This is a genomic window from Oceanobacillus senegalensis, from assembly GCF_900176885.1.
Taxonomy (GTDB): Bacteria; Bacillota; Bacilli; order Bacillales; family Amphibacillaceae; genus Oceanobacillus; species Oceanobacillus senegalensis.
Window position 1 is genome coordinate 326,698 of the sequence record NZ_LT839648.1, and the last position, 19,837, is coordinate 346,534.

Below are 19,837 nucleotides of genomic sequence, written 5' to 3' on the forward strand. Positions count from 1 at the left end.
ACATTCAAGCAAACAATTAAAAAAGGTATGAAAAAAATCGTCAAGAGGGCTATAGCTTATGGCACGATTTGGTATTGGAAATTTAGACCGATCCAACAGACGGAAAAACCGGTTGCTTTTCTTTTCCACGTATCGAAGTGGAAGCAACCCTATCTCTCATCTTTTCTAGAAGGGTACGAGTTACGTTTTGTTCCTTTTGATTATAAGTTTGCGTTTCTACGATATGAATTGGAAAAGTATACGAACAAGATATTTATGGTTTGGGGCTATCCTCAGGATGATGAATTAATCCTTTACGCCCAAAAACATCAAATTGCCATTTTTCGAATGGAAGATGGGTTTGTTCGCTCCAAGGGACTGGGTTCAATGCATACCCCACCCTATTCCATATGTATCGATAATAGGGGGATGTACTTTGATGCAACTCAGCCTAGTGATTTAGAGGAAATCTTAAATACGTACCCCTTTCAGGAGGATGCCATACTCATGACGGAAGCGGTCCGTTGTATAAAGTTATTAACCAAATATGGCATTAGTAAGTACAATCATATCCAAAGGAAAGATATGGCAGCAATTTATGGATCAAAGACGAAAAAAAGAATTCTAGTTATTGGGCAGGTGGAAGATGATGCCTCGATTGAAAAAGGAAGTTTTAAAAAGTGGACAAACAATGACCTCGTTCGTATTGCTAGTAACGAAAATCCGGATGCAGAGATTATGTATAAACCCCATCCAGATGTCATGACCGGAAGACGGAAAAATCAATCAAACCCTGATGACATTAGGCATCTAGCAACCATCATAGAAGAACCGGTAAGATTAGTAGATGCTTTACAGTCCATTGATCATGTATATACGATTACTTCTCTTTCTGGATTTGAGGCACTGATTAGAGGCATCCCTGTAACGACATTGGGAGCACCATTTTATTCAGGCTGGGGGTTAACCGATGATCGGCAACCTGTTCATAGACGGAAGCGGAAGTTATCATTACTAGAATTATTTGCTGGTGCGTATATTTTATATCCTAACTATAGAGACCCTTATACAAAGGAGAAATTAACACTGGAAGAGACCATAAAACGAATTAATAATCATGGCTAATGCAATAGCTTGCTATTTTTAAGAGGAGTGTTTGAATGACAAAAGTGAGCCAAAAAGAATTATCTACAAAAGGAATATATATAGATGATGTGGATCAGTTGATTGAGAAAGTCACATTCGAACCCCCCGTTAGGTCAAGAAATACAATCATTCATTCGGCAGGGGTTATCGGTGCCTACACGAATTTAAGGGGAGGAGTGATTCGTAATGTAAAATCAGTAGGAAGATTTTGCAACTTAGCTCCTGGTTTTACCATTGGAATGGGCGAGCATCCAATCCACTATTTAAGCACACACGACTTTCAGTATAGTGAAACGTTTGGTTTTGGTTCATGGGAAGAGGCTAGAAATTTTAAAACAAGTGTACCCAGAATAAAAAGTAAGCCTAGTCCGGTAATTGGAAATGATGTTTGGATTGGAGCAAATGTTACAATTTTGAAAGGCGTAACCATTGGCGATGGCGCTGTTATTGCTGCAGGTGCGGTCGTGAATAAGGATGTCGAACCATATGCGATTGTAGGTGGCGTCCCTGCGAAAGTTATTAAGTATCGTTTTGATAAAAGAGTGAGAGACAAGCTCCTGAAATTAAAATGGTGGAATTATACATTAGAATCACTAGAAGGCATCCAATTTGATGACGTAGAAGTCGCTATCAAGCAGCTCGAAGAAAGAAAAGAAAAAGGATTATTGGAAGAAAGGAAAAAGCCAAGGATTAAAGTGGTTGTTTAGGAGAATACCAATTATTTGCATGCGATGTATTTTTAAAAAATAACCCCTCTTAAACAAAAGTTAACAATAGGTTTAAATGTAGTTAATAGTAGTTTGGTACATTAATAATTGAAAAGTGAATAGATTCAAGGTGCGATTAGAGAGACCTCAAAATAGGATGTGTGTATATTTCAGCATACATTCATTTTGAGGTCTCTTTGCATGCACGGCTGTTTATGTATTTTTGTTGCTTATCGTGTCGCATTAGAAAGAAAATACGTAGTAACTAAAAGTCAAGATAGTATGATAATACCGCTGCGGAAATACACCATACACGTGCTATTCTGACAGGACAAGGAAGGCTTCGTCAACACGACATCTCCGTTAGAAAATCGGATAGTATGTATGTCAAGGAGGCAACTTCACTTCGTTCCAATCCACTATTTAATATGTGGATAAATTTATGCCATAAATATAAGGCGTTGCGATGTTTAGCACCAACCAGCGAAGGAAATACACGAAGACTCCTGTGGGAGCAGAGGCCTAGGTGAGACCCCGGAGTGCGTAGCACGAGGAGGGCTCAGCAGCCACCCACGGAAAGCGTAGTGTATTTCCGTAGCGGTATTCCAGATTTCGGGTGAAGTTACTGCGTGTGCAACAACAACCTCTTAAACAGCCAAATATAACAAGTGGGGGGATTGATGAAGGGACAAGCATCTCATGTAGTGATAAATCGAATTCCAATAAAAAAACAATGGGGGAATGAAAAATGAAGAAGGTTTCTTATTTAGTCATGTTTACCGCAATGATATTATTACTCGCAGCTTGTAATAATAGTGATGCTGCTAGTTCAGATGGAGACTCCCAATCAGGAACAGATGGCGATGGTCCGATTGAAATTACATATTGGTATGCATGGGGAGATAAGATTGGAGAAAACAATGAAAATCTAGTCAAACAATTTAATGAAATGCAAGATGAAATCCATGTAACGGCAGAATTCCAAGGTAGCTATGATGAACTACACTCGAAGACACAAGCAGCGTTTGCGGCTGGCAATGCTCCAGAAGTAACGCAAAATGAAATTTCTTCGATTGAAACCTTTGCAAAAGCTGGTATGACGCAAGATTTAACAAAATTTGTGGAAGAAGATGAGGAAGAAATTAATATGGATGATTTTAACCCTGGTTTAATGGGGAACTCTTATGTCGATGACAAGCTTTATGGCCTTCCTTATTTAAGAAGTACACCGATTGTTTATATTAACAAGACCATGTTTGATGAAAAAGGAATTGATCCGGCATCCATTCAAACGTGGGAAGATTTTAAAGCTGCTGCTAAAGAATTAACAGACGGCGAACATGTTGGAATTTCAATGCCGGTTAATATTTGGTTCTATGAAGCATTTGTTGCGCAAGCAGGTGGGGAAATGATCGATGAAAATGGAGAGATTGCCTTTAATGGTGAAGGTGGAGTAGAAGCCCTAAATCTTTGGAAGGAAATGGTAATGGATGGAACGATGCGTGTGCCTGGTGGAGAGCCAGAACAAGCTGGTGACATGGCAAGACAGGATTTTGCAACAGGTCGTGCGGGAATGTATTTCTCTTCTACAGCTGATTTAACATTAATGATGCAATTAGCAGAGGAAAATGGCTATGAATTAGAAACCATCATGTTCCCGGAAAATGAAAAACGTAGTGTTCCAACGGGTGGAGCGAATTTAGTCATGACTGCTGGATTAGATGAAGAGAAACAACAGGCTGCATGGGAGTTTATTAAATTCATGACAGCTCCAGAACAGACTGCTTATGCAAGCTCGTACACTGGATATTTACCAAGCAGACTTTCTGCAGTGGAGTCAGACACCATGCAAGAACTTTACGAAGAGAAGCCACAATTTAAAGTAGCAGTCGACCAATTGCAATATGGGAATGCTCGTCCAATGATTGAAGGATATCCGGAAGTACAAAAAATCCTTATCGAGGAAATCCAACGTTTAATGCTTGATACAAGCTTGGATGCGAAAGATGTGTTAGATCAAGCAGCAGAACGTTCAGCAAGTGTGCTGCAATAAAGGGCAACCTAATCAAAGGGGATTTTTACCAGCACGGATTAGTTGTTGAATGAATCAGCTTAAGGCATTCCGTTATCCCCCATTAAAGTGGGGATCATCCGAACGGGTAGTTTAAAAAATTCACCACATAGGAACGTGGCACGTCCGTCATGTTCCTATGAATCTATTTTACGGTAAGGGGTTATATCATGGCTAAAATCCAATTGAAAAATGTATCAAAAGCGTATGGGAATAATAAAAAAGTGATTGATAACATGAATCTGGACATTCAAGATGGATCATTTACTGTTTTAGTCGGTCCGTCTGGTTGTGGTAAATCAACGACACTTCGAATGATTGCTGGTTTGGAGGAGGTTACTTCTGGGGAGATTTGGATTGGAGATCAGCTAGTGAATGAGGTGGCCCCTGGAAAAAGAGGCATTTCCATGGTTTTCCAAAACTATGCACTATATCCAACCATGACAGTAAGGGGCAATATTGAATTTGGCTTAGCAAATATGAAAATACCGAAAGCGAAGCGCAAGAAAATGGTAGAGGAAATCGCGGAGATTGTGGATCTTACCGAGTATTTGGATAAAAGACCGCAAAATTTATCTGGTGGACAGCGTCAGCGTGTGGCATTAGCACGCGCCATGGTGAAAAAGCCAAAAGTGTTTATTTTTGATGAGCCATTATCGAATTTAGATGCGAAATTACGGGCACAAATGCGGACAGAGTTAATTCAGCTGCATAAACGTTTAGGGACCACTTTCATCTATGTGACCCATGATCAAGTAGAAGCCATGTCGATGGGGGATGAAATTGTTATTTTAGATAAAGGTCATATTATGCAACAGGCCGCACCAATGGAAATATATCATCATCCGGCGAACCAGTTTGTGGCGAAATTTATCGGTACACCAGCCATGAACGTTCTACCCATTTCCATGTTAGAAAGAAAAATTGGTAAGATAACCGATGAGCGCATTTTCCATGTTGGGTTTAGGCCTGAGCATGCAAATATTCAAACCACGTATCAAATGAATGCTGGATTATATCTTCCATGTAATATAGTGACGATGGAAACACTTGGTTCGGAAACATTATATTTAGTGAATAGTGATGCAGGAACATTTCATGTGAAAAGTTTCCATAACCCATTAATAGGTACTGAAAAAGTTCATGTCACCATACCGTTCGAAAAATTATATTTCTTTGACAGTGAAGGGAATCGGGTTTGTACAGATGGGCTTCCCTTTGAAAATCTAGACGTAACGGTTAAAGAAGAGGTGCTCGTATGAATGTAGCGGAGTCGAGTTATAAAGAGGAAGCATCGGTTGAGAGAAAAACAAGGCCTGCTTCTGTAAAGCTAGCAAAATGGCGCCCATATCTACTTATTGCGCCCTCTATCCTTGTTTTTCTCGTATTTTTTATTCAACCTATTTTTTACATGATTTATTTAAGCTTTCATGAGTGGAACTTCATTAGTCCAGATAAAACATTTGTCGGTCTGGGGAATTTTACAGCATTGTTATCTAATCCAATGTTTTTGCAAGTGATTCGAAATACATTGGCGTATACCTTCTTTACGGTGTTATTTTCGATTAGTATTGCGCTCCTTATGTCTGTGTGGTTGAACAGACAAGGGTGGATGTATAGTCTTGTTCAAGGAGCGGTTTTCAGTCCACATATTATTTCACTCGTATCGATTGCGATGCTGTGGATGTGGATTATGGATGCGGACTATGGTTTATTAAACTGGGCATTGAGCTTGGTTGGTATAAATAAAGTTCCATGGCTTACGGATCCAAATACAGCGCTAGCGTCACTCATAATGATTGCGGTTTGGAAAAATATTGGATACTATACGTTGATCATTATCGCGGGATTACAAAGTATTCCAAAACATTTGTATGAAGCGGCTGCATTGGACCAAACTCCTGGCTGGCGTCGATTTACAAAAATCACCTTTCCAATGTTATCGCCAAGTTTATTTTTCTTAACAATTATCGGGATTTTGGATTCGATCAAGGTGTTTGAAACGATTAGCATCATTACAAAGGGGGGGCCACTCAATTCCACGAACACCCTTGTGTACTACATATATGAAAATGGGTTTATCTTCTTTAAAATCGGCTATGCTTCTGCGGCTGGTGTGATTTTATTGATTATTCTAAGTATCTTAACATTGGTTTATTTTAAAGTTCTAAGTAAAAGAGTTCATTATCAATAGAAGGGAATGCGTGCCTTGAAAACATCCTTACCTATTAAACTACTAAATGGAATCGGTTTGCTTATTGTAGTAGCTATTTTCGCCATGCCATTTATCTGGATGGTTTCTACGAGTTTAAAAACGTTGGGAGAAACGATGATTTTCCCGCCAAAATGGATTCCGGATCAACTGATTTGGCAAAACTTTATTGACGCATGGAATTCCGGTCCATTTTTACGATATTTCATCAATAGTATCATCGTATCGGTTGGAATTTTAATCTTCCAATTTATTACCGTCATTCCGGCTGCGTATGCTTTTGCAAGATATGAATTCCGCTTTAAAAATATCTTGTTTGGATTAGTCATGATGACGATGATGATTCCAGCTCAACTTATTTTCTTGCCAGTATTTTTAAATTTAAGTGACTGGGGAATTCTTGATACGCTATGGGGATTAATTCTACCATTTGCGACAAGCGCATTTGGAATCTTCTTGTTACGACAAACCTTTAAACAGGTACCGGAAGAGTTATTAGAAGCGGCACGTTTGGATAATTCATCTGAATTTAAAATTATGATGAAAATCATGGTACCCATGGCTAAACCAACGCTAATTACATTAGGTCTATTCAATTTTATTACACACTGGAATGATTACTTTTGGCCACTTGTTATGACAACAACCGAAAAAGCACGAACCCTTCCTGTGGGAATTGCACAATTACGACAGGTCGACGGCGGTGTCGCGTGGAATATTCTCATGGCCGGTAACGTTATTCTGGTTGTACCAATTTTGATTATCTTCTTCTTTGCACAACGTCATATCATACGAGCGTTTACGTATACGGGGGTTAAGTAACTACATATTTACGGGGAATGGGCTTCAGGAAGAGCTCATTCCTTTTTTTTGATTGGGATATCTTGTTGTGGGTGGAGTGCTGATAAGATTAGTGGAGTGCTGATAAAAGTGTGGGAGTGCTGATAAAAACGCTAGATTGCTGATATGTTTAAAGAGGTGTGGAATAACTTATCCAAATAAAACAAGGCCCCTATAAAGAGCCTTGTTCTATTTTAAACATATAAAACTTTCTTCACCACGTACTCCCGGTTTGGTGTGGTGCCAATGCCTTGTGGATTCAATTGGAAATGATTAATGTTCGAACCGATGATTTGCGCAAGTCCACTTAGTTCTGGATTCCCTACATCAATGGATTGAATGAAGACGTCGTTTTCGCTGATATCCAACACGCGGACACTTTGATCATCAAGTACAGCACCTGCTTGAACAAATGTCCAGTTATCCATGGTTTCAATGGAATCTCTGTGATTATGTCCATTTACGTAAATACCGGTTCCTTTCTTTTTCCGTAAAATATCAAGAATGGGAACGTCGGGTACAATGGATAAGTATGGGTAGTTCGAATGAGTGGTTGTGTCGTAAACAGGATGATGGGCAAAGATAACGATAAGCTTGTCCTCACTTCGCAAAATTTCATGCTCCAACCAATCTAATTGTTCTTTACTTAAGTAACCACTATGGTCTTCGTGATTATGGTCTCGGGCAGTTTCTAAGGAGATAATGTGTACGTGATCATTTTCAATAGAAATATTTTGTTCCATGTTAGAAATGTTAATGACTTCTTCTCTTGGAATACCGTATAAATCATGATTGCCAAATGAGTGAATAAAAGGCTTATCGTATTTTGAAATGATTTCGTAGACCTCACGTAACTCGTCTTCTCTTCCAAAGTTGGTTAAATCACCAATGGAAACATAATAATCAGCCTTTATTTCAAAAAAGGATTGGAGGAATTTAGTATAAAATTCATCTCTAGCTTCTTTCACTTCTTCATCCTTACTAATCATGGACGGGTAATGCAAATCTCCAATAAAAGCAATCTTCAAAACTATCATCTCCTTATTATTGTTACTTTTATCGTAACAAGTGAATGTTAACAGAAAATGGATAGAGTATTAAGATTGGCTAAATTTACTAATCTAAAAGAATCATTATTGTATGACATCATCCTGCTAGTCCAATCCAATTATCATGGTGTACCAATATAGCCCGATGGTGAGAAAGGGAGAGTTCAATGAACTTAAGATTGGAATTGTTTGTGGATTGTATAAAAAATTCGGTGGAGTTCTATTGTGATATTTTGGGATTTAAAGTACCAGATGAAATGAATGCAGATTTTATTTCTGTTAGAAAGAGAGATGTGGTGTAAGGTTTAGGAGAATGAACAATCTAGCTGATGATTATCCACTTAAAGTTTCTGATGGTGCTCAGAAAGACGGCTTAGGTGTAGAAACTGTTTTAAAAGTTGACGAGGTCAAGGATGTTTATCATCAGGTAATAGCAAAAGGGTATCTCATCTATTCGGTGTTGACCAAAAGGCCGTGGGGGATGATTGATTTTATAATCTTTGACCCGGATGGATATTATATAAGAATTACATCTAAAGATTTACCTTATTTCTATAGGTATTTGCTAACGTTTGGATAAAGTCACCTATAAATACTTTAGTTTACCTTAACTTGGACTATATAATGAAGAATATTGTCTGGTAGCGATGGCGAAGAGGTCATACCTGTTCCCATGTCGAACACAGTAGTTAAGCTCTCAAGCGCCGATGGTAGTTGGGGTTATCCCCCCGCGAGAGTAGGACGCCGCCAGGAAAAACTAATAAAAGACCTAAGATATAATTCTAAGGTCTTTTATTGTATGATTTATAATGGTTATTAATGGGAATGTAATTTAGATGGTACAAGGCACGAGATTTAAACGCTATCTGCATCAATTTTGTATCTCTACTTTAATTTTGACAACATATAGTTTCTACTCACTTATGATACATATATTCTGATTTACTATAACAACATAAAACGTTTTAGCCTAGCTAAGTTCAAGGTGATAGTAATTTTGGAATCCCCGTGGATAATGGTGGAAAATAAATAACAATCAATAACGCTATAATCATGCTTATCAAGATTGGAATCATCGCCTTCGTAATCGCTTCGAACGAAACTTTCCCAACAGTTGAGGCAACAAACAGATTGACACCTAATGGTGGGGTTACAAAACCAATAGCTAAATTCATGACAAGGATAACTCCAAAATGAATGGGATCAATACCAATATTAGTAACTACTGGAAGTAAAATCGGTGTTAAAATAACGATGGCCGAAATCGTATCAATGAACATTCCTACAATTAGTAGGAACAAGTTAATAATCAAGATGATTACAATTGGGCTATCTGAAACACTAACAATAAAGTTAGCTATAATGCTTGGAATTCTTTCCTTTGTCATTAAAAAAGCAAAGGAGATAGAAAATCCAATGATGATAACTGTTGCTGCATTAGTAAGTGCCGCTGATGCGAAACTTCTATAAACGGACTTCCAGCTCAATTCCTTGTAAACAAACAACCCAATAATGAGTGCGTAGACTGATGCAACAGAGGCGGACTCTGTCGGGGAGAATAATCCTGCATATATTCCTCCTAAAATAATTATTGGGACGAGTAAGGCCAATTTTGCTTCATTTAATGCTTTTAACACATCTTTAAACGTTGGTATTTCCCCTGTTCCTTCATATCCATTTTTCTTTGCTGTAAAATAAGAGGAAATCATTAAGGTGATTCCAATAATAATACCTGGGATAATTCCTGCTAAGAACATGGACCCAATGGAAACGGTTGCTACCACTCCATACATAACAAAAGGAATACTTGGTGGAATTAATACCCCGATAGATCCAGCAGAAGCAGTAATCGCAGCTGCGAATCCACTATTATATTTATTCTCTTTCATGGACGGAATCATAAACGAACCAATTGCTGCAACTGTTGCTGGACCAGAGCCAGAAATAGCGGCAAAAAACATACTAGCTAACACCGTTACCATCGCTAACCCACCAGTTATAAATCCTATTAATACGGTCGCCAGATTTAGTAACCTTCTTGAGATCCCCCCATGACTCATTAAAACACCTGCTAAAATAAAAAAAGGAATCGCCATCAATGGAAAACTGTCAAGAGAAGTGAATGCCTTTTGAATGATAACACTTGGTGATGAGTCGGTTGCAAAAACCATTGTTATTAATGAAGCTAGTCCAAGTGAAAGAGCGATTGGTACGCCAATAAACATGAGGATAAAAAAGGCTCCGAATAAAATTCCTACTGTCATTTAATATCCCCCGTTCCGTAAAAATCCTCTTTCCTAGTAAATAAAAAATATAATTGTTGAAACAGTCGAATAACCATTAATGTTCCTCCAATTGGAATCGACAAATAAGGTATCCACATGGGTATAGGAAGAGATGGGCTAGTTTGACCACTTACTAAAATATCCATCACGTACTTGCTACCTTCTATTGCTAAAAACGCAGCAAAAACAAACCAACACATGATAGCTAGAAAATGTAATAGCTTTTGCACAAATGGAGGAAATATTTTAATAAATACATCGACACGAATATGAGCTTGTAATCGAATGGCCAAGCTTGCACCTATCCATATTTGCCATACATGTAGGTACTGAGCAAGTTCAGCTCCCCAACTGAATGCTGTTCCAAAGAAATATCTAGAAGTAGATTGAACAAATATGATTAGAACCATTACCGCCATGGTCAAAACCAGAATGGATTCTTCAATTCGCTTATCTAATAAGTCTTTGACATTCATATTTTGTTCTCCTCACTTATTAAAAAAATAGGTTTGATTGAATAAAGGTATACGAAACTAGTTATCCAACCAAACCAATTGTGTAAGAAACGTGTTAACGGTATACCATTACTTAGAATAAGAGCGTGCAAGTTCTAGGAGTTCTTTTCCGATACTTTCCTCATATTTCTCATAGATAGGCTCGGCCGTCTCGATAAACAGTTGTTTTTGTTCAGAAGTCAACTCATTTATTTCCATATGTTCTTTAATAACATCCATCCCATCTTCATCTTGCTGTCTAGCAATTCCTCTTTGATAATCCATCGCTTCAAGTGCAGATTCTTTGACCTTTTTCTGTATTTCTTTTGGTAAACTATTAAAGAATTCTGCATTCATAAATCCAACTGTTGCTGTATACGCATGGTTCGAGATTGTTAAATAATCCTGCACTTCATAAAACTTCATTTGATCAATTAAATTAATCGGATTCTCCATTCCATCATAAATATTTTGTTGAAGAGCACTATACAATTCTCCAAAAGCAAATGGGGATGCATTAGCTCCATACTCTTTAAAAGTATCAATATGAACTTCATTTTCCATTGTACGGATTTTTAACCCCTTTAAATCCTCTGGAGACTCAATCGGTCTTTCGCTATTGGATAATTGCCGCATTCCTGTTTCACCATATGCTAAACCTACAAGTCCAATATCCGGAAGGCCATCGAGTAATGTTTGCCCTAATTCACCATCTAGTGCCTCATAAGCTGTTTCATGATCAGGGAAAATAAATGGTAAGTCGAGTACCATGAATCGTTTATCAAAGCCAGCAACAGGGGCTGATGCTGCTACCGTCATCTCAATATTTCCTGCCTGTGTTGCTTCAATTGCTTCCCGTTCTGATGCATATAGTTGTCCACTTGGATAGAGTTCAACAACTACTTCTCCACCTGTTTTCTCTTCTACTAACTCTTTAAACCTTTCCATTCCAATATGGGTAGAACCAGATTCCGGAGTGGTGTAGGTCACTCCAATGGTATATTTGCCAGATCCAGTTGATTCTGATACATCGTTTGAATCAGAGGTTTCTTCCTTATTATTACTTTGAGCACCTAATGTACATGCACTAATTAACAACAACATCATCAGTAGTAAACCAATAACTGAAAGTACTTTTCTCATGCATTTAGTCCCTCCTTAAAAATATGTTTTTATTAAACCATTTCACACCAATCAATGATTGCTAATGTAATAATCTCAGCCGTTTTAAATAGCTTTTCTAGTTCTACATATTCATCTGTGAAATGTGCCATACTGGTGGTCCCCGGCCCAAAGATGATAGAAGGTATGCTTCCAGCTTGGGTGAGCAATCCACCGTCCGTTCCCCATGTAGATCCCGCGATAACAGGCTCTTTATGCTCCACATCCATGTATTTTTGTTTTAAAATTTCAAGCATTGGATGATCTAGGTTACATCCACCAGGTGGAAGATGGATTCCTCCCCATTTAACAGTAGCCGGATGAGATTCAAACCAAGAATCGATTGTTTTCAAATGATCTAGCATGCTAATGAATTTTTCCTTTGCCTCATCAATGTTCTCACCGGGAGCAATTCCGTAGCGTCCTTGAATAGTTGCTTCCTCAGCCACAGCAGAAGGGAAGTAACCCCCATTGAATTGTCCAATATTAATAGGGATAGGGATTGGATTATCTTTATAGAGAGGATTTCTTCGTAGTGGTTCGTTTCTCTTTTCTTCAAATTTCATGATTTCTTGAAAAACAATCCAACCCTTATCTATAGCACTAACTCCCTCATACCTTGTCCCACCATGAGCAGAAACACCTTTGATTGTTACTGTAAACCAAAGGGAGCCTTGCTGTTGTGGAAAGATTTTCATTTCACTCGGTTCCGGAATGATTGCTACATCTGCTTTATATCCCCGTTGGATGGCAGCAAGGGTTCCAGCACCGCCTGTTTCCTCTTCGATAACGCTTTCATAGATGATATCCCCTTTTAAATCAATTCCTAGGTCGATGATGGTCTCCAAGGCTATCAAAGTTGCCAAATTTCCTCCTTTCATATCGGTTGCACCTCTACCGTACACTTTGCCGTCAATCACCTGTCCTGAATAAGGATCGTTTGCCCATTTACTTATATCTCCTGATGGCACCACATCAATGTGTCCATTTAAAATAACTGATCTTCCATTTTCTTTTCCTTTTAAAACACCAACTACATTTGGACTACCGTCATAATTATCTCTCAGTGGATTAAAATAGTTACTTTCTATTAATTCGTTATAATCAGGTACCCAGATATCAACATCCAGTCCCTTCTCTTTTAAACGATCGGCAACAAGTGTTTGTGCACTCAACTCATTTCCTGTTGTGCTAGGTTGTTGGATGACTTTTTGGAGAAAACGAATATATTCATCCTTTTTACCATGGATGTGTTCCTTTATCTTTTTATTTAAATCCATTTAAACGTTACCCCCTTGTTTTATATTCATAATCTACTAAGCTCTATACTTAAGAAATAAAACGTTCGATAGTTGTTCAATTATGCTATTACTGATAGACTATGAATCATTAGTAATAAATATGTTTCAAATATTTAGATAATTATATTTAACCATCAGTGTTTAATGGGGCCAAATTATGCGGTATCATTCCTGAAAAGAAGAGGGGGGAGATAATAAGCTACTAATAAAGGAAGAATAGACACCTACAAAAAGAGAAATATAAGCGATAGGCAATTAAGACTAATTCCATACAATACAACGACCACTTTTTCCAAATATACCCTATTTATGATAAAATATAGATTAAATAGATTTATGGAGGAAATGATGATGAAGAAATATTTAATGTTTATACTACTAGTAATCCCTCTAGTATTAGGTGCATGTGGTTCTAGTATGGAAGAATCTAATTCAGATGATTCAACGGACACAGAGACAACAGATAAAGAAACAACAGATAAAGAGACTGCTGAGAAACAGGATACACATATTCAAAATGAAACAGTAACACCAGAGGAACAGGAACAGGAAGAACCTAAAGAAGAGGAATCTGAGTTACTGGATATTCAATTAAACTCCGAAACAAACAAGATTGAATTAGTACATCCAGATGGGACAACCGAGGTTTTAGCAGAAAATAACCCTTCTGAACCAGTGAAATCTCCTAATGGTGAAAAAGCTGCTTACATTTCACCTAAGGGTTGGGAGGAATTAAGTGAACTTTACATCGTTGATTTACAAGATGGAAGCCAAGAGGTATTAGTGTCCCATGATAATGAAAACAAACCAAAAAATGTTATTTGGGAAGATGATAAACATGTATTGGCCATCATCGGTTATCCACATGGAACAGTAGCTGTGGGGGGAAATATCTATAGAGTGAATGTTGAAACAGGAGAGCAAGAGCAAATCACGGACTATGACGGTAATACGCAAATAACCGATTTACGATTAGAAGATGGCGTTTTACATTATAGTGGCATTCGCTACACAGATGATATCCAGAACGAACATGAGGATTATTCAAATGAGATTACTTTAGAAAAGGAATAAGGCTTTAAAAAAACAATAGCCAACGATGGACCACAGCAAGGTCTATCGTTGGCGCTTTTTAATCATATAAGGTATACTTACACCTCAAAAATGGAGGAAAAACGAATCCTTTTAGGTGGGGGATAAACTGTTCCGAAAAGGGTGTTTCCTTGTGTCTTTAAATACCTGCTTGATACTCTTTCCCATCCCGAAGTTTATCAAATTCCTCTTTTGCCTTTTCCAGAATATTATCTTTGTTGATAATTAAATCATATGCGGATAGTGCCATGGTACTGGCTGCTAGATGCATTCCTTTGTATCCAATTTCTGTTCCAAATGATGCCGTTGCTTGCCAAGAATGGAGTGCTGTACCAACTGGTGCACAGGTTGTAGTAACCGCTCCTGTTGGTGTAATCCAGCTAACATCACCGACATCGGAAGAACCAGGCATAGACACTCCAGGTTGATACGGTTCAAAAGAAATGGAGGTCGGTAGTAATTCTTCCATAGGTTTTCCTGCTGATGGTAGGGATTTTGCTAAATTTTCTACAAATATCTGCTCTTCTTCTGTATATTGAAGTGGTTCACTGTCCAGCATATTATGGTACATTAATTCATTTAATGCATCATTCGGTAATGTCTCATAACAGAAAGCAAGGAGTTCTGACTCTACTTCTGTTTCATTCATTAGTGCAGCCCCTTTTGCAATGTTTTTCACCCTGTGTAAGATTCCTTCCACTTCCTCCTTGGAGCTCCCTCTTAAGAAATACCAAACGGTTGCCGATTCCGGAACGATATTCGGTGCTAAGCCACCATCGGTAATAGTATAATGCATGCGCGTGCCATCTGGAACATGCTCACGTAAATAATTGACCCCGATATTCATCAACTCTACACTGTCTAGTGCACTTCTTCCGGCTTCAGGTGAGGCGGCAGCATGGGCTGGTTTTCCTTTAAAGTGAAATTTGATAGAGACCATGGATTGCATACTAAAACTCATGGGAGCATTTTTGGACATGGGATGCCAAGTTAATGCAGAATCCAGATCATCGAAAACACCAGCTTTCGCCATATGTGTTTTCCCATTTAATACCTCTTCTGCAGGGCAGCCGTAATAACGAATCGTTCCACGAAGTCCGTCCCTTTCCATCTTTTCTTTCAAAGCAACCACAGCTTCAACTCCTGCTGTTCCAAGTAAGTTGTGACCACAGCCATGACCTGGTGCGCCTACTGTAACTTCTTCCTTTATAGGTGTTGCTGTTTGCGAAAGACCTGGAAGTGCATCAAATTCACCAAGGATCCCAATGATTGGCTTTCCTTGCCCGAATTCTGCTATAAATGCAGTTTCCACTCCACCGATTTGATTTTTCACTGTAAATCCTTGTTCTTTTAGAGCGTTTTGCTGTAATTCACTCGCATATTTTTCCTCATAAGCAATTTGTGGATTATCCCAAATGTCTTGGGCCATCTTCGTATAGGTCTGCTTATTTTCCTTAAACCATTTCAGAATCGTTTCTTTACTCATTCATATTACCTCCTATTGTTGTGTTTGTTTTTTTCTTGCGCTTTCTCTAGCAGAATACATATCGATACGGTGATTGCAATACAAGATAAACTTTTCATGTAAATGGGTAATGCAGTTAAATTAATGAAAAGTCCAACCGTTAATCCGATAACACCATATATTGGCTTTTTGACAGCAAATTGTGCTAGTACTGCACCGAATATGGCTGGTAAAACAAGTGGAAATATGGCCTCTAGTTTTTCAGGTATATTGGACAGGATGAAAGAACCGCCAATAATTATGGGAATTAAAATAAGCTTATTCACGAGGGAAGCTGCGCCGATTCCAAGTGTTGCTGTAAGCTCTCCTTTTTTTGTACCAGGTTCTGCACCAACTGCGTTTTGAGCCGCAGCAGCTGATGGAAGGCACATATTGCTAATATTTCCAGTCAAGAAGCTAATATAGGTTCCTGAAACACCTAGCATTGGGAAATACATTATTGGTTCCATGACCCAAACAACGGCAATTAACCCTGCATATGCAGCAAGTCCATTCAAAATAACCGTCCAGCCTGGATGATAGCCAAGGACATAGGAAAGATAAGCGGGAAGGAACAATGATAAGATAATGACAGCCCATATGGTCAACCGTCCCCAAAAATGTGCTTTTTCATGGAATACATCCATGGACATGGATCCTTCCTTCGTACGGTTACTTGTGTTCATTCCTTGTAATTGTTCTGTTTCCATAAAAATCCCTCCTTTGATTTGTGCCAAAAAACTTAGCTCTTAAATGATAAAATAGCCGAGGCCTAAGCTGATTAGAATCGATAAGCCTAGTGACCATTCACGTAACCAAGAAAGACTGAATTTATCAGCTAACTTAGTTATGATAACCATTGTAGCTGCAGCAACCACTGCTACAACCGTAGGGGCAAAGCCTTTTAGTAATTCTGCACTAACGAGATTACCGAAAGCAGCAATCATTGCTGCTGTTGCAAAAATCCCCATCAATTTTTGGCTCTTTTTTCCCTTACTGACTATTTTCTTTTGCATTTTACCTAGTGATTTGGTGAATAGAACTGTAAATAGTAGCCAACCGGATCCCCCGAGACATAAAACCCATGCGATTGCTGTAAATACTGATTTAGTGTAACCTTCTCCACCTAGTGTTGCTCCTGCTGCTTCCGCTGCAAATGTTGCCCCAACCGATTCAATCGGTGCAGAACCAATTACACCAATTCGCAACATCGTAAGTGGATTTCCAAGAAACGTAATAAGTGAGATGGCTACAATAACGATAGCAAGTGATGGTCCGATTGCTGCAATTGCACCCGTCTTTATAGCACTATTTACTTCTTTCTTACTCATTCCAGCATCCACGCTTGCCTTGGAAGAGAGCTGTATGAATTTAATGCTTTGGAAAATAACGATCCCCATCACGGAAAAAGCGATAATCCATACAATATTGCTGTTTGCCAGCTCCATAACTTGCGCCATATTTTTCTCCCCTTTGCATGATAGAATTGTACTTCTAGATAATAAATAATAGACTTTTCTATTAATTGTTAATATTGTACAATATTGAAGAAAGCGATTACAATGTAAGAAGGTACATATTTTCTTTTGAATTTATAGAATTTATTCCATAAAGGGGGGAGAGGAAGTGGATTTTACGGAATATCTTAGTCGTTTCTTGGACAAGGAATTTGGTTGTGTGAAATATCAAGTATGGAAATTTGAAGGGCTGGAGGGAAAGGTTGATTTAATAGAAGGTGAAGGTTTTCCTTTGGAAGCGTATGATGCTCCGCACTGTAATCCGGATAGAGGGAATTCTTATATTCGAAAAGAAGAAGATATCTATACCGAACTGCATTTTTACTATTCGCAGGAAAAAGGAATGGTACTTCGTATCATGAAAGGCTTGGATAAAGTAGACGAATGGGTGATGGAACAACTCTATTATCATCTCTATTCGATTATATTGACTATAGAAGTTAGCAAAAAGAAAGAAGAGCAAAAGGTCATGATAGAAAGCATGCATTCTATTTCCTCCATTCTTAATCTCGAAGAAGTGTTAAAGAAAATCATTCGTCATGCACTGCATGTTATTCCGGCCGCAGATGCTGGTTATTTAATGCTTTACGATACCAAGGAAAACAGACTTATACCTAAAGCTCCAGTAGGATTTAATGGTAAAATTCACCGGTTTAAAACAAAGGTCGGTGAATCGATTACAGGGAAAGTTTTCGAGGATGGTAAAAGTAGAGTATATAACTCGCATGACGAATTAATAACAGAAATGCATGTAAATAAGATATTACCAGATAATTTTCAAACCATTATTCATTCCTCCAAAAAAGCGGAAGGTGCTATCTGTGTACCCATTTCCATTGACAATCACCGAATTGGAGTCATGATTACGCATCAGTGGAAGTTAAAGAAAAGATTGGGTGAAGAGGATATAAGATTACTTGAAGCTTTTGCTAGGCAAGCTGCCATTGCCATTGAAAATGCTCAGTATCATAGGGAAACAGAAAAACGTTTAGAGCAAATTACTGCTTTAAGTGAACAATTAAAAGATAAAAACGATCAGTTACAAAAACGCCAGGATGTTCATCATACATTGACGATGCTTTCCATGCAAAACAAAGGCATACGAAATGTGTTTGATGGGATGCAGAATATGATCCATCGAAAATTGATATTTTTTAATGGATTAGAAAATAAATTTTATTATCCGGAAGATGATCAAACTGTTTTATTCAGTACCTTTGAAATAACAATGTTATGCACGAATCAGAAAATGGGATTTTATGTGACGGTAGATGCGGAGGATAGGTTTTACTTTTATCCCATATTTAATGGACAAATATTTATCGGTTGTCTCATTGTGGCTCTGCATAAACCTCTTTCAGAATTTGACCAGATTACGCTTGAACAAGGCGGAGGGGTTTTGGCATTGGAGTTAGTCAACCGTCAGATGACGACTAAAATATATCACCGCAGAGTATATGAACAGTTTCGTAAATTACTTTATAGTACAGATAAAGGACAATTAGCAAAATATAGCCAAGAGCTCCATTTAGATAGGAATGGCTACTGGGCGGTTGCAGTACTGGAAGTATCCAATGAGAGAAATGATTTCAAATACCTAGATATATACGTACATCAATTAGCAACTAGGCTAAAAAATGAGTTAGGTGACTGCGTTAGTCTAGTGTATGGATTTTATAATAAAATCTACTTGCTACTTTCTCTCTCCAATGCAGAAGAGGTCTATGAATTAAAAGCGTATTTAAACCAACTTCGAGTACAAGAGCAAAATAGAGGGGCTGCTATATTTCGCGGGGGAATAAGCAGTGTTTATAAAGGCCTTGATTATGTAAGAAAAAGTTATGATGAAGCAAATAACATCATCACCTACTTAACCAACTGTGACAGTATGGAAGTGATAATATATGAGGATATCGGATTGGACCGTTTATTTCTTAACCAACCAACAGAAGATATCGAGCAGTTTATCCAGGAAACATTGAGCCCCATTTTAACAGAAAACAGTCGCAATAAGGAACTAGAGAAAACCCTTATTACGTATATGGAACAAAATCAATCGCCGAGTAAAACAGCAAAACTGCTTCATATTCACATCAACACACTTTATCAGCGAATTCAGACCATTGAAGAATTGCTGGAAGTTGATTTGAATAACGGTCAAGATGCAATGAAAATTCAACTAGCATGTCATTTGAAAAAATCACAGCTAACATCGCGGGGAGGATAATCATATTAGGGGGAGTGGGTAAGTTTTGGGAAAGCTGATAAATGCGGAGCAAAGCTGATACACTGAGTTCATCCTTGTTGCACTTCGGTGTTCTCATCTAGGCCTCTGCTCCCACAGTAGTCCCCGTGTCACTGTGTGGTGCACAAATCTCTTAGTTAATTAAAGGTACGATTAGAGTGGGAAGAACAATAGGTACGTTGTAAAGCATTGGATAAAAAACAAGACTTAGAGAAGAAATTTCCTCTAAGTCTT

General features: G+C 38.2%; 18 protein-coding genes and 1 rRNA gene. 11 read left to right on the forward strand and 8 right to left on the reverse strand.

The window, feature by feature from the left end; all coding sequences use genetic code 11:
• Positions 1–27 precede the first annotated feature (27 nt).
• The 6 genes from CAO17_RS01545 to CAO17_RS01570 all read left to right on the forward strand — a co-directional run bounded on the left by CAO17_RS01545 (position 28) and on the right by CAO17_RS01570 (position 6,937).
• A complete protein-coding gene (locus CAO17_RS01545; protein ID WP_085994365.1) occupies positions 28–1,104 on the forward strand; it encodes a capsular polysaccharide export protein, LipB/KpsS family in 1,077 nt (358 codons plus the stop codon).
• Between the two features lie 35 nt (positions 1,105–1,139).
• A complete protein-coding gene (locus CAO17_RS21815) occupies positions 1,140–1,832 on the forward strand; it encodes a CatB-related O-acetyltransferase (RefSeq protein ID WP_085991088.1) in 693 nt (230 codons plus the stop codon).
• A 748-nt stretch (positions 1,833–2,580) separates the two neighbouring features.
• Positions 2,581–3,885, forward strand: coding sequence for an ABC transporter substrate-binding protein (locus CAO17_RS01555; RefSeq protein WP_085991089.1), 1,305 nt, complete (start codon positions 2,581–2,583; stop codon positions 3,883–3,885).
• Positions 3,886–4,073: 188 nt separating this feature from the next.
• Positions 4,074–5,165, forward strand: coding sequence for an ABC transporter ATP-binding protein (locus tag CAO17_RS01560; protein ID WP_085991090.1), 1,092 nt, complete (start codon positions 4,074–4,076; stop codon positions 5,163–5,165).
• Positions 5,162–6,097 carry a carbohydrate ABC transporter permease gene (locus CAO17_RS01565; RefSeq protein WP_085991091.1) on the forward strand — a complete coding sequence of 312 codons (936 nt, stop codon included), beginning with the start codon at positions 5,162–5,164 and terminating at the stop codon, positions 6,095–6,097. The genes CAO17_RS01560 and CAO17_RS01565 overlap by 4 nt, the downstream gene beginning before the upstream one ends.
• A 6-nt stretch (positions 6,098–6,103) precedes the next feature.
• The gene (locus CAO17_RS01570; RefSeq protein WP_085991092.1) at positions 6,104–6,937 is read left to right on the forward strand and encodes a carbohydrate ABC transporter permease; all 834 of its coding nucleotides are present in this window, start codon (positions 6,104–6,106) and stop codon (positions 6,935–6,937) included.
• Positions 6,938–7,149: 212 nt separating this feature from the next.
• Here CAO17_RS01570 and CAO17_RS01575 read toward each other — a convergent pair whose 3' ends face one another.
• On the reverse strand, positions 7,150–7,983 hold the full coding sequence (locus tag CAO17_RS01575; RefSeq protein WP_179151862.1) for a metallophosphoesterase family protein: 834 nt from the start codon (positions 7,981–7,983) through the stop codon (positions 7,150–7,152).
• Between the two features lie 188 nt (positions 7,984–8,171).
• Between CAO17_RS01575 and CAO17_RS21820 the strand changes: the two genes are divergently transcribed.
• The 3 genes from CAO17_RS21820 (at position 8,172) to rrf (ending at position 8,757) form a co-directional block, all read left to right on the forward strand.
• A complete protein-coding gene (locus CAO17_RS21820) occupies positions 8,172–8,306 on the forward strand; it encodes a VOC family protein (RefSeq protein WP_281252903.1) in 135 nt (44 codons plus the stop codon).
• 11 nt (positions 8,307–8,317) lie between these two features.
• Positions 8,318–8,584, forward strand: coding sequence for a VOC family protein (locus tag CAO17_RS01580; protein WP_085991094.1), 267 nt, complete (start codon positions 8,318–8,320; stop codon positions 8,582–8,584).
• A 57-nt stretch (positions 8,585–8,641) separates the two neighbouring features.
• Positions 8,642–8,757 (forward strand): 5S ribosomal RNA (gene rrf / locus CAO17_RS01585).
• A 227-nt stretch (positions 8,758–8,984) separates the two neighbouring features.
• On the opposite strand, the gene CAO17_RS01590 is transcribed toward rrf, so the two are convergent.
• The 4 genes from CAO17_RS01590 to CAO17_RS01605 all read right to left on the reverse strand — a co-directional run bounded on the left by CAO17_RS01590 (position 8,985) and on the right by CAO17_RS01605 (position 13,224).
• Complete coding sequence (locus CAO17_RS01590) at positions 8,985–10,268, reverse strand: TRAP transporter large permease (RefSeq protein WP_085991095.1); 1,284 nt, start codon at positions 10,266–10,268, stop codon at positions 8,985–8,987.
• On the reverse strand, positions 10,265–10,765 hold the full coding sequence (locus tag CAO17_RS01595) for a TRAP transporter small permease (protein WP_085991096.1): 501 nt from the start codon (positions 10,763–10,765) through the stop codon (positions 10,265–10,267). The genes CAO17_RS01590 and CAO17_RS01595 overlap by 4 nt, the downstream gene beginning before the upstream one ends.
• 108 nt (positions 10,766–10,873) lie before the next feature.
• Positions 10,874–11,926 carry a DctP family TRAP transporter solute-binding subunit gene (locus CAO17_RS01600; protein WP_085991097.1) on the reverse strand — a complete coding sequence of 351 codons (1,053 nt, stop codon included), beginning with the start codon at positions 11,924–11,926 and terminating at the stop codon, positions 10,874–10,876.
• Between the two features lie 32 nt (positions 11,927–11,958).
• The gene (locus CAO17_RS01605; RefSeq protein ID WP_085991098.1) at positions 11,959–13,224 is read right to left on the reverse strand and encodes a peptidase; all 1,266 of its coding nucleotides are present in this window, start codon (positions 13,222–13,224) and stop codon (positions 11,959–11,961) included.
• A 372-nt stretch (positions 13,225–13,596) separates the two neighbouring features.
• On the opposite strand from CAO17_RS01605, the gene CAO17_RS01610 reads away from it, so the two are divergent.
• On the forward strand, positions 13,597–14,319 hold the full coding sequence (locus CAO17_RS01610; RefSeq protein ID WP_179151863.1) for a DUF4652 domain-containing protein: 723 nt from the start codon (positions 13,597–13,599) through the stop codon (positions 14,317–14,319).
• Positions 14,320–14,476: 157 nt separating this feature from the next.
• Here the strand turns inward: CAO17_RS01610 and CAO17_RS01615 are convergent, their stop codons facing one another.
• Genes CAO17_RS01615 through CAO17_RS01625 form a run of 3 tightly spaced genes read right to left on the reverse strand, consistent with a single transcriptional unit; the run spans position 14,477 to position 17,301 of the window.
• Positions 14,477–15,823 carry an amidohydrolase gene (locus CAO17_RS01615; protein ID WP_085991100.1) on the reverse strand — a complete coding sequence of 449 codons (1,347 nt, stop codon included), beginning with the start codon at positions 15,821–15,823 and terminating at the stop codon, positions 14,477–14,479.
• A 5-nt stretch (positions 15,824–15,828) separates the two neighbouring features.
• Positions 15,829–16,551 carry a small-conductance mechanosensitive channel gene (locus CAO17_RS01620; protein WP_085991101.1) on the reverse strand — a complete coding sequence of 241 codons (723 nt, stop codon included), beginning with the start codon at positions 16,549–16,551 and terminating at the stop codon, positions 15,829–15,831.
• A 39-nt stretch (positions 16,552–16,590) separates the two neighbouring features.
• Positions 16,591–17,301, reverse strand: coding sequence for a DUF5058 family protein (locus CAO17_RS01625; RefSeq protein ID WP_085991102.1), 711 nt, complete (start codon positions 17,299–17,301; stop codon positions 16,591–16,593).
• Between the two features lie 166 nt (positions 17,302–17,467).
• On the opposite strand from CAO17_RS01625, the gene CAO17_RS01630 reads away from it, so the two are divergent.
• On the forward strand, positions 17,468–19,585 hold the full coding sequence (locus CAO17_RS01630) for a helix-turn-helix domain-containing protein (RefSeq protein WP_085991103.1): 2,118 nt from the start codon (positions 17,468–17,470) through the stop codon (positions 19,583–19,585).
• Positions 19,586–19,837 lie beyond the last annotated feature (252 nt).

Coding starts and splice junctions, on each gene's coding strand:
- CAO17_RS21820 (WP_281252903.1), top strand. CDS start 8,172: ATGAACTTAAGATTGGAATTGTTTGTGGATTGTATAAAAAATTCGGTG.
- CAO17_RS01610 (WP_179151863.1), top strand. CDS start 13,597: ATGAAGAAATATTTAATGTTTATACTACTAGTAATCCCTCTAGTATTA.
- CAO17_RS01615 (WP_085991100.1), bottom strand. CDS start 15,823: ATGAGTAAAGAAACGATTCTGAAATGGTTTAAGGAAAATAAGCAGACC.
- CAO17_RS01600 (WP_085991097.1), bottom strand. CDS start 11,926: ATGAGAAAAGTACTTTCAGTTATTGGTTTACTACTGATGATGTTGTTG.
- CAO17_RS01545 (WP_085994365.1), top strand. CDS start 28: ATGAAAAAAATCGTCAAGAGGGCTATAGCTTATGGCACGATTTGGTAT.
- CAO17_RS01625 (WP_085991102.1), bottom strand. CDS start 17,301: ATGGCGCAAGTTATGGAGCTGGCAAACAGCAATATTGTATGGATTATC.
- CAO17_RS21815 (WP_085991088.1), top strand. CDS start 1,140: ATGACAAAAGTGAGCCAAAAAGAATTATCTACAAAAGGAATATATATA.
- CAO17_RS01560 (WP_085991090.1), top strand. CDS start 4,074: ATGGCTAAAATCCAATTGAAAAATGTATCAAAAGCGTATGGGAATAAT.
- CAO17_RS01570 (WP_085991092.1), top strand. CDS start 6,104: ATGCGTGCCTTGAAAACATCCTTACCTATTAAACTACTAAATGGAATC.
- CAO17_RS01590 (WP_085991095.1), bottom strand. CDS start 10,268: ATGACAGTAGGAATTTTATTCGGAGCCTTTTTTATCCTCATGTTTATT.
- CAO17_RS01595 (WP_085991096.1), bottom strand. CDS start 10,765: ATGAATGTCAAAGACTTATTAGATAAGCGAATTGAAGAATCCATTCTG.
- CAO17_RS01605 (WP_085991098.1), bottom strand. CDS start 13,224: ATGGATTTAAATAAAAAGATAAAGGAACACATCCATGGTAAAAAGGAT.
- CAO17_RS01555 (WP_085991089.1), top strand. CDS start 2,581: ATGAAGAAGGTTTCTTATTTAGTCATGTTTACCGCAATGATATTATTA.
- CAO17_RS01580 (WP_085991094.1), top strand. CDS start 8,318: ATGAACAATCTAGCTGATGATTATCCACTTAAAGTTTCTGATGGTGCT.
- CAO17_RS01565 (WP_085991091.1), top strand. CDS start 5,162: ATGAATGTAGCGGAGTCGAGTTATAAAGAGGAAGCATCGGTTGAGAGA.
- CAO17_RS01620 (WP_085991101.1), bottom strand. CDS start 16,551: ATGGAAACAGAACAATTACAAGGAATGAACACAAGTAACCGTACGAAG.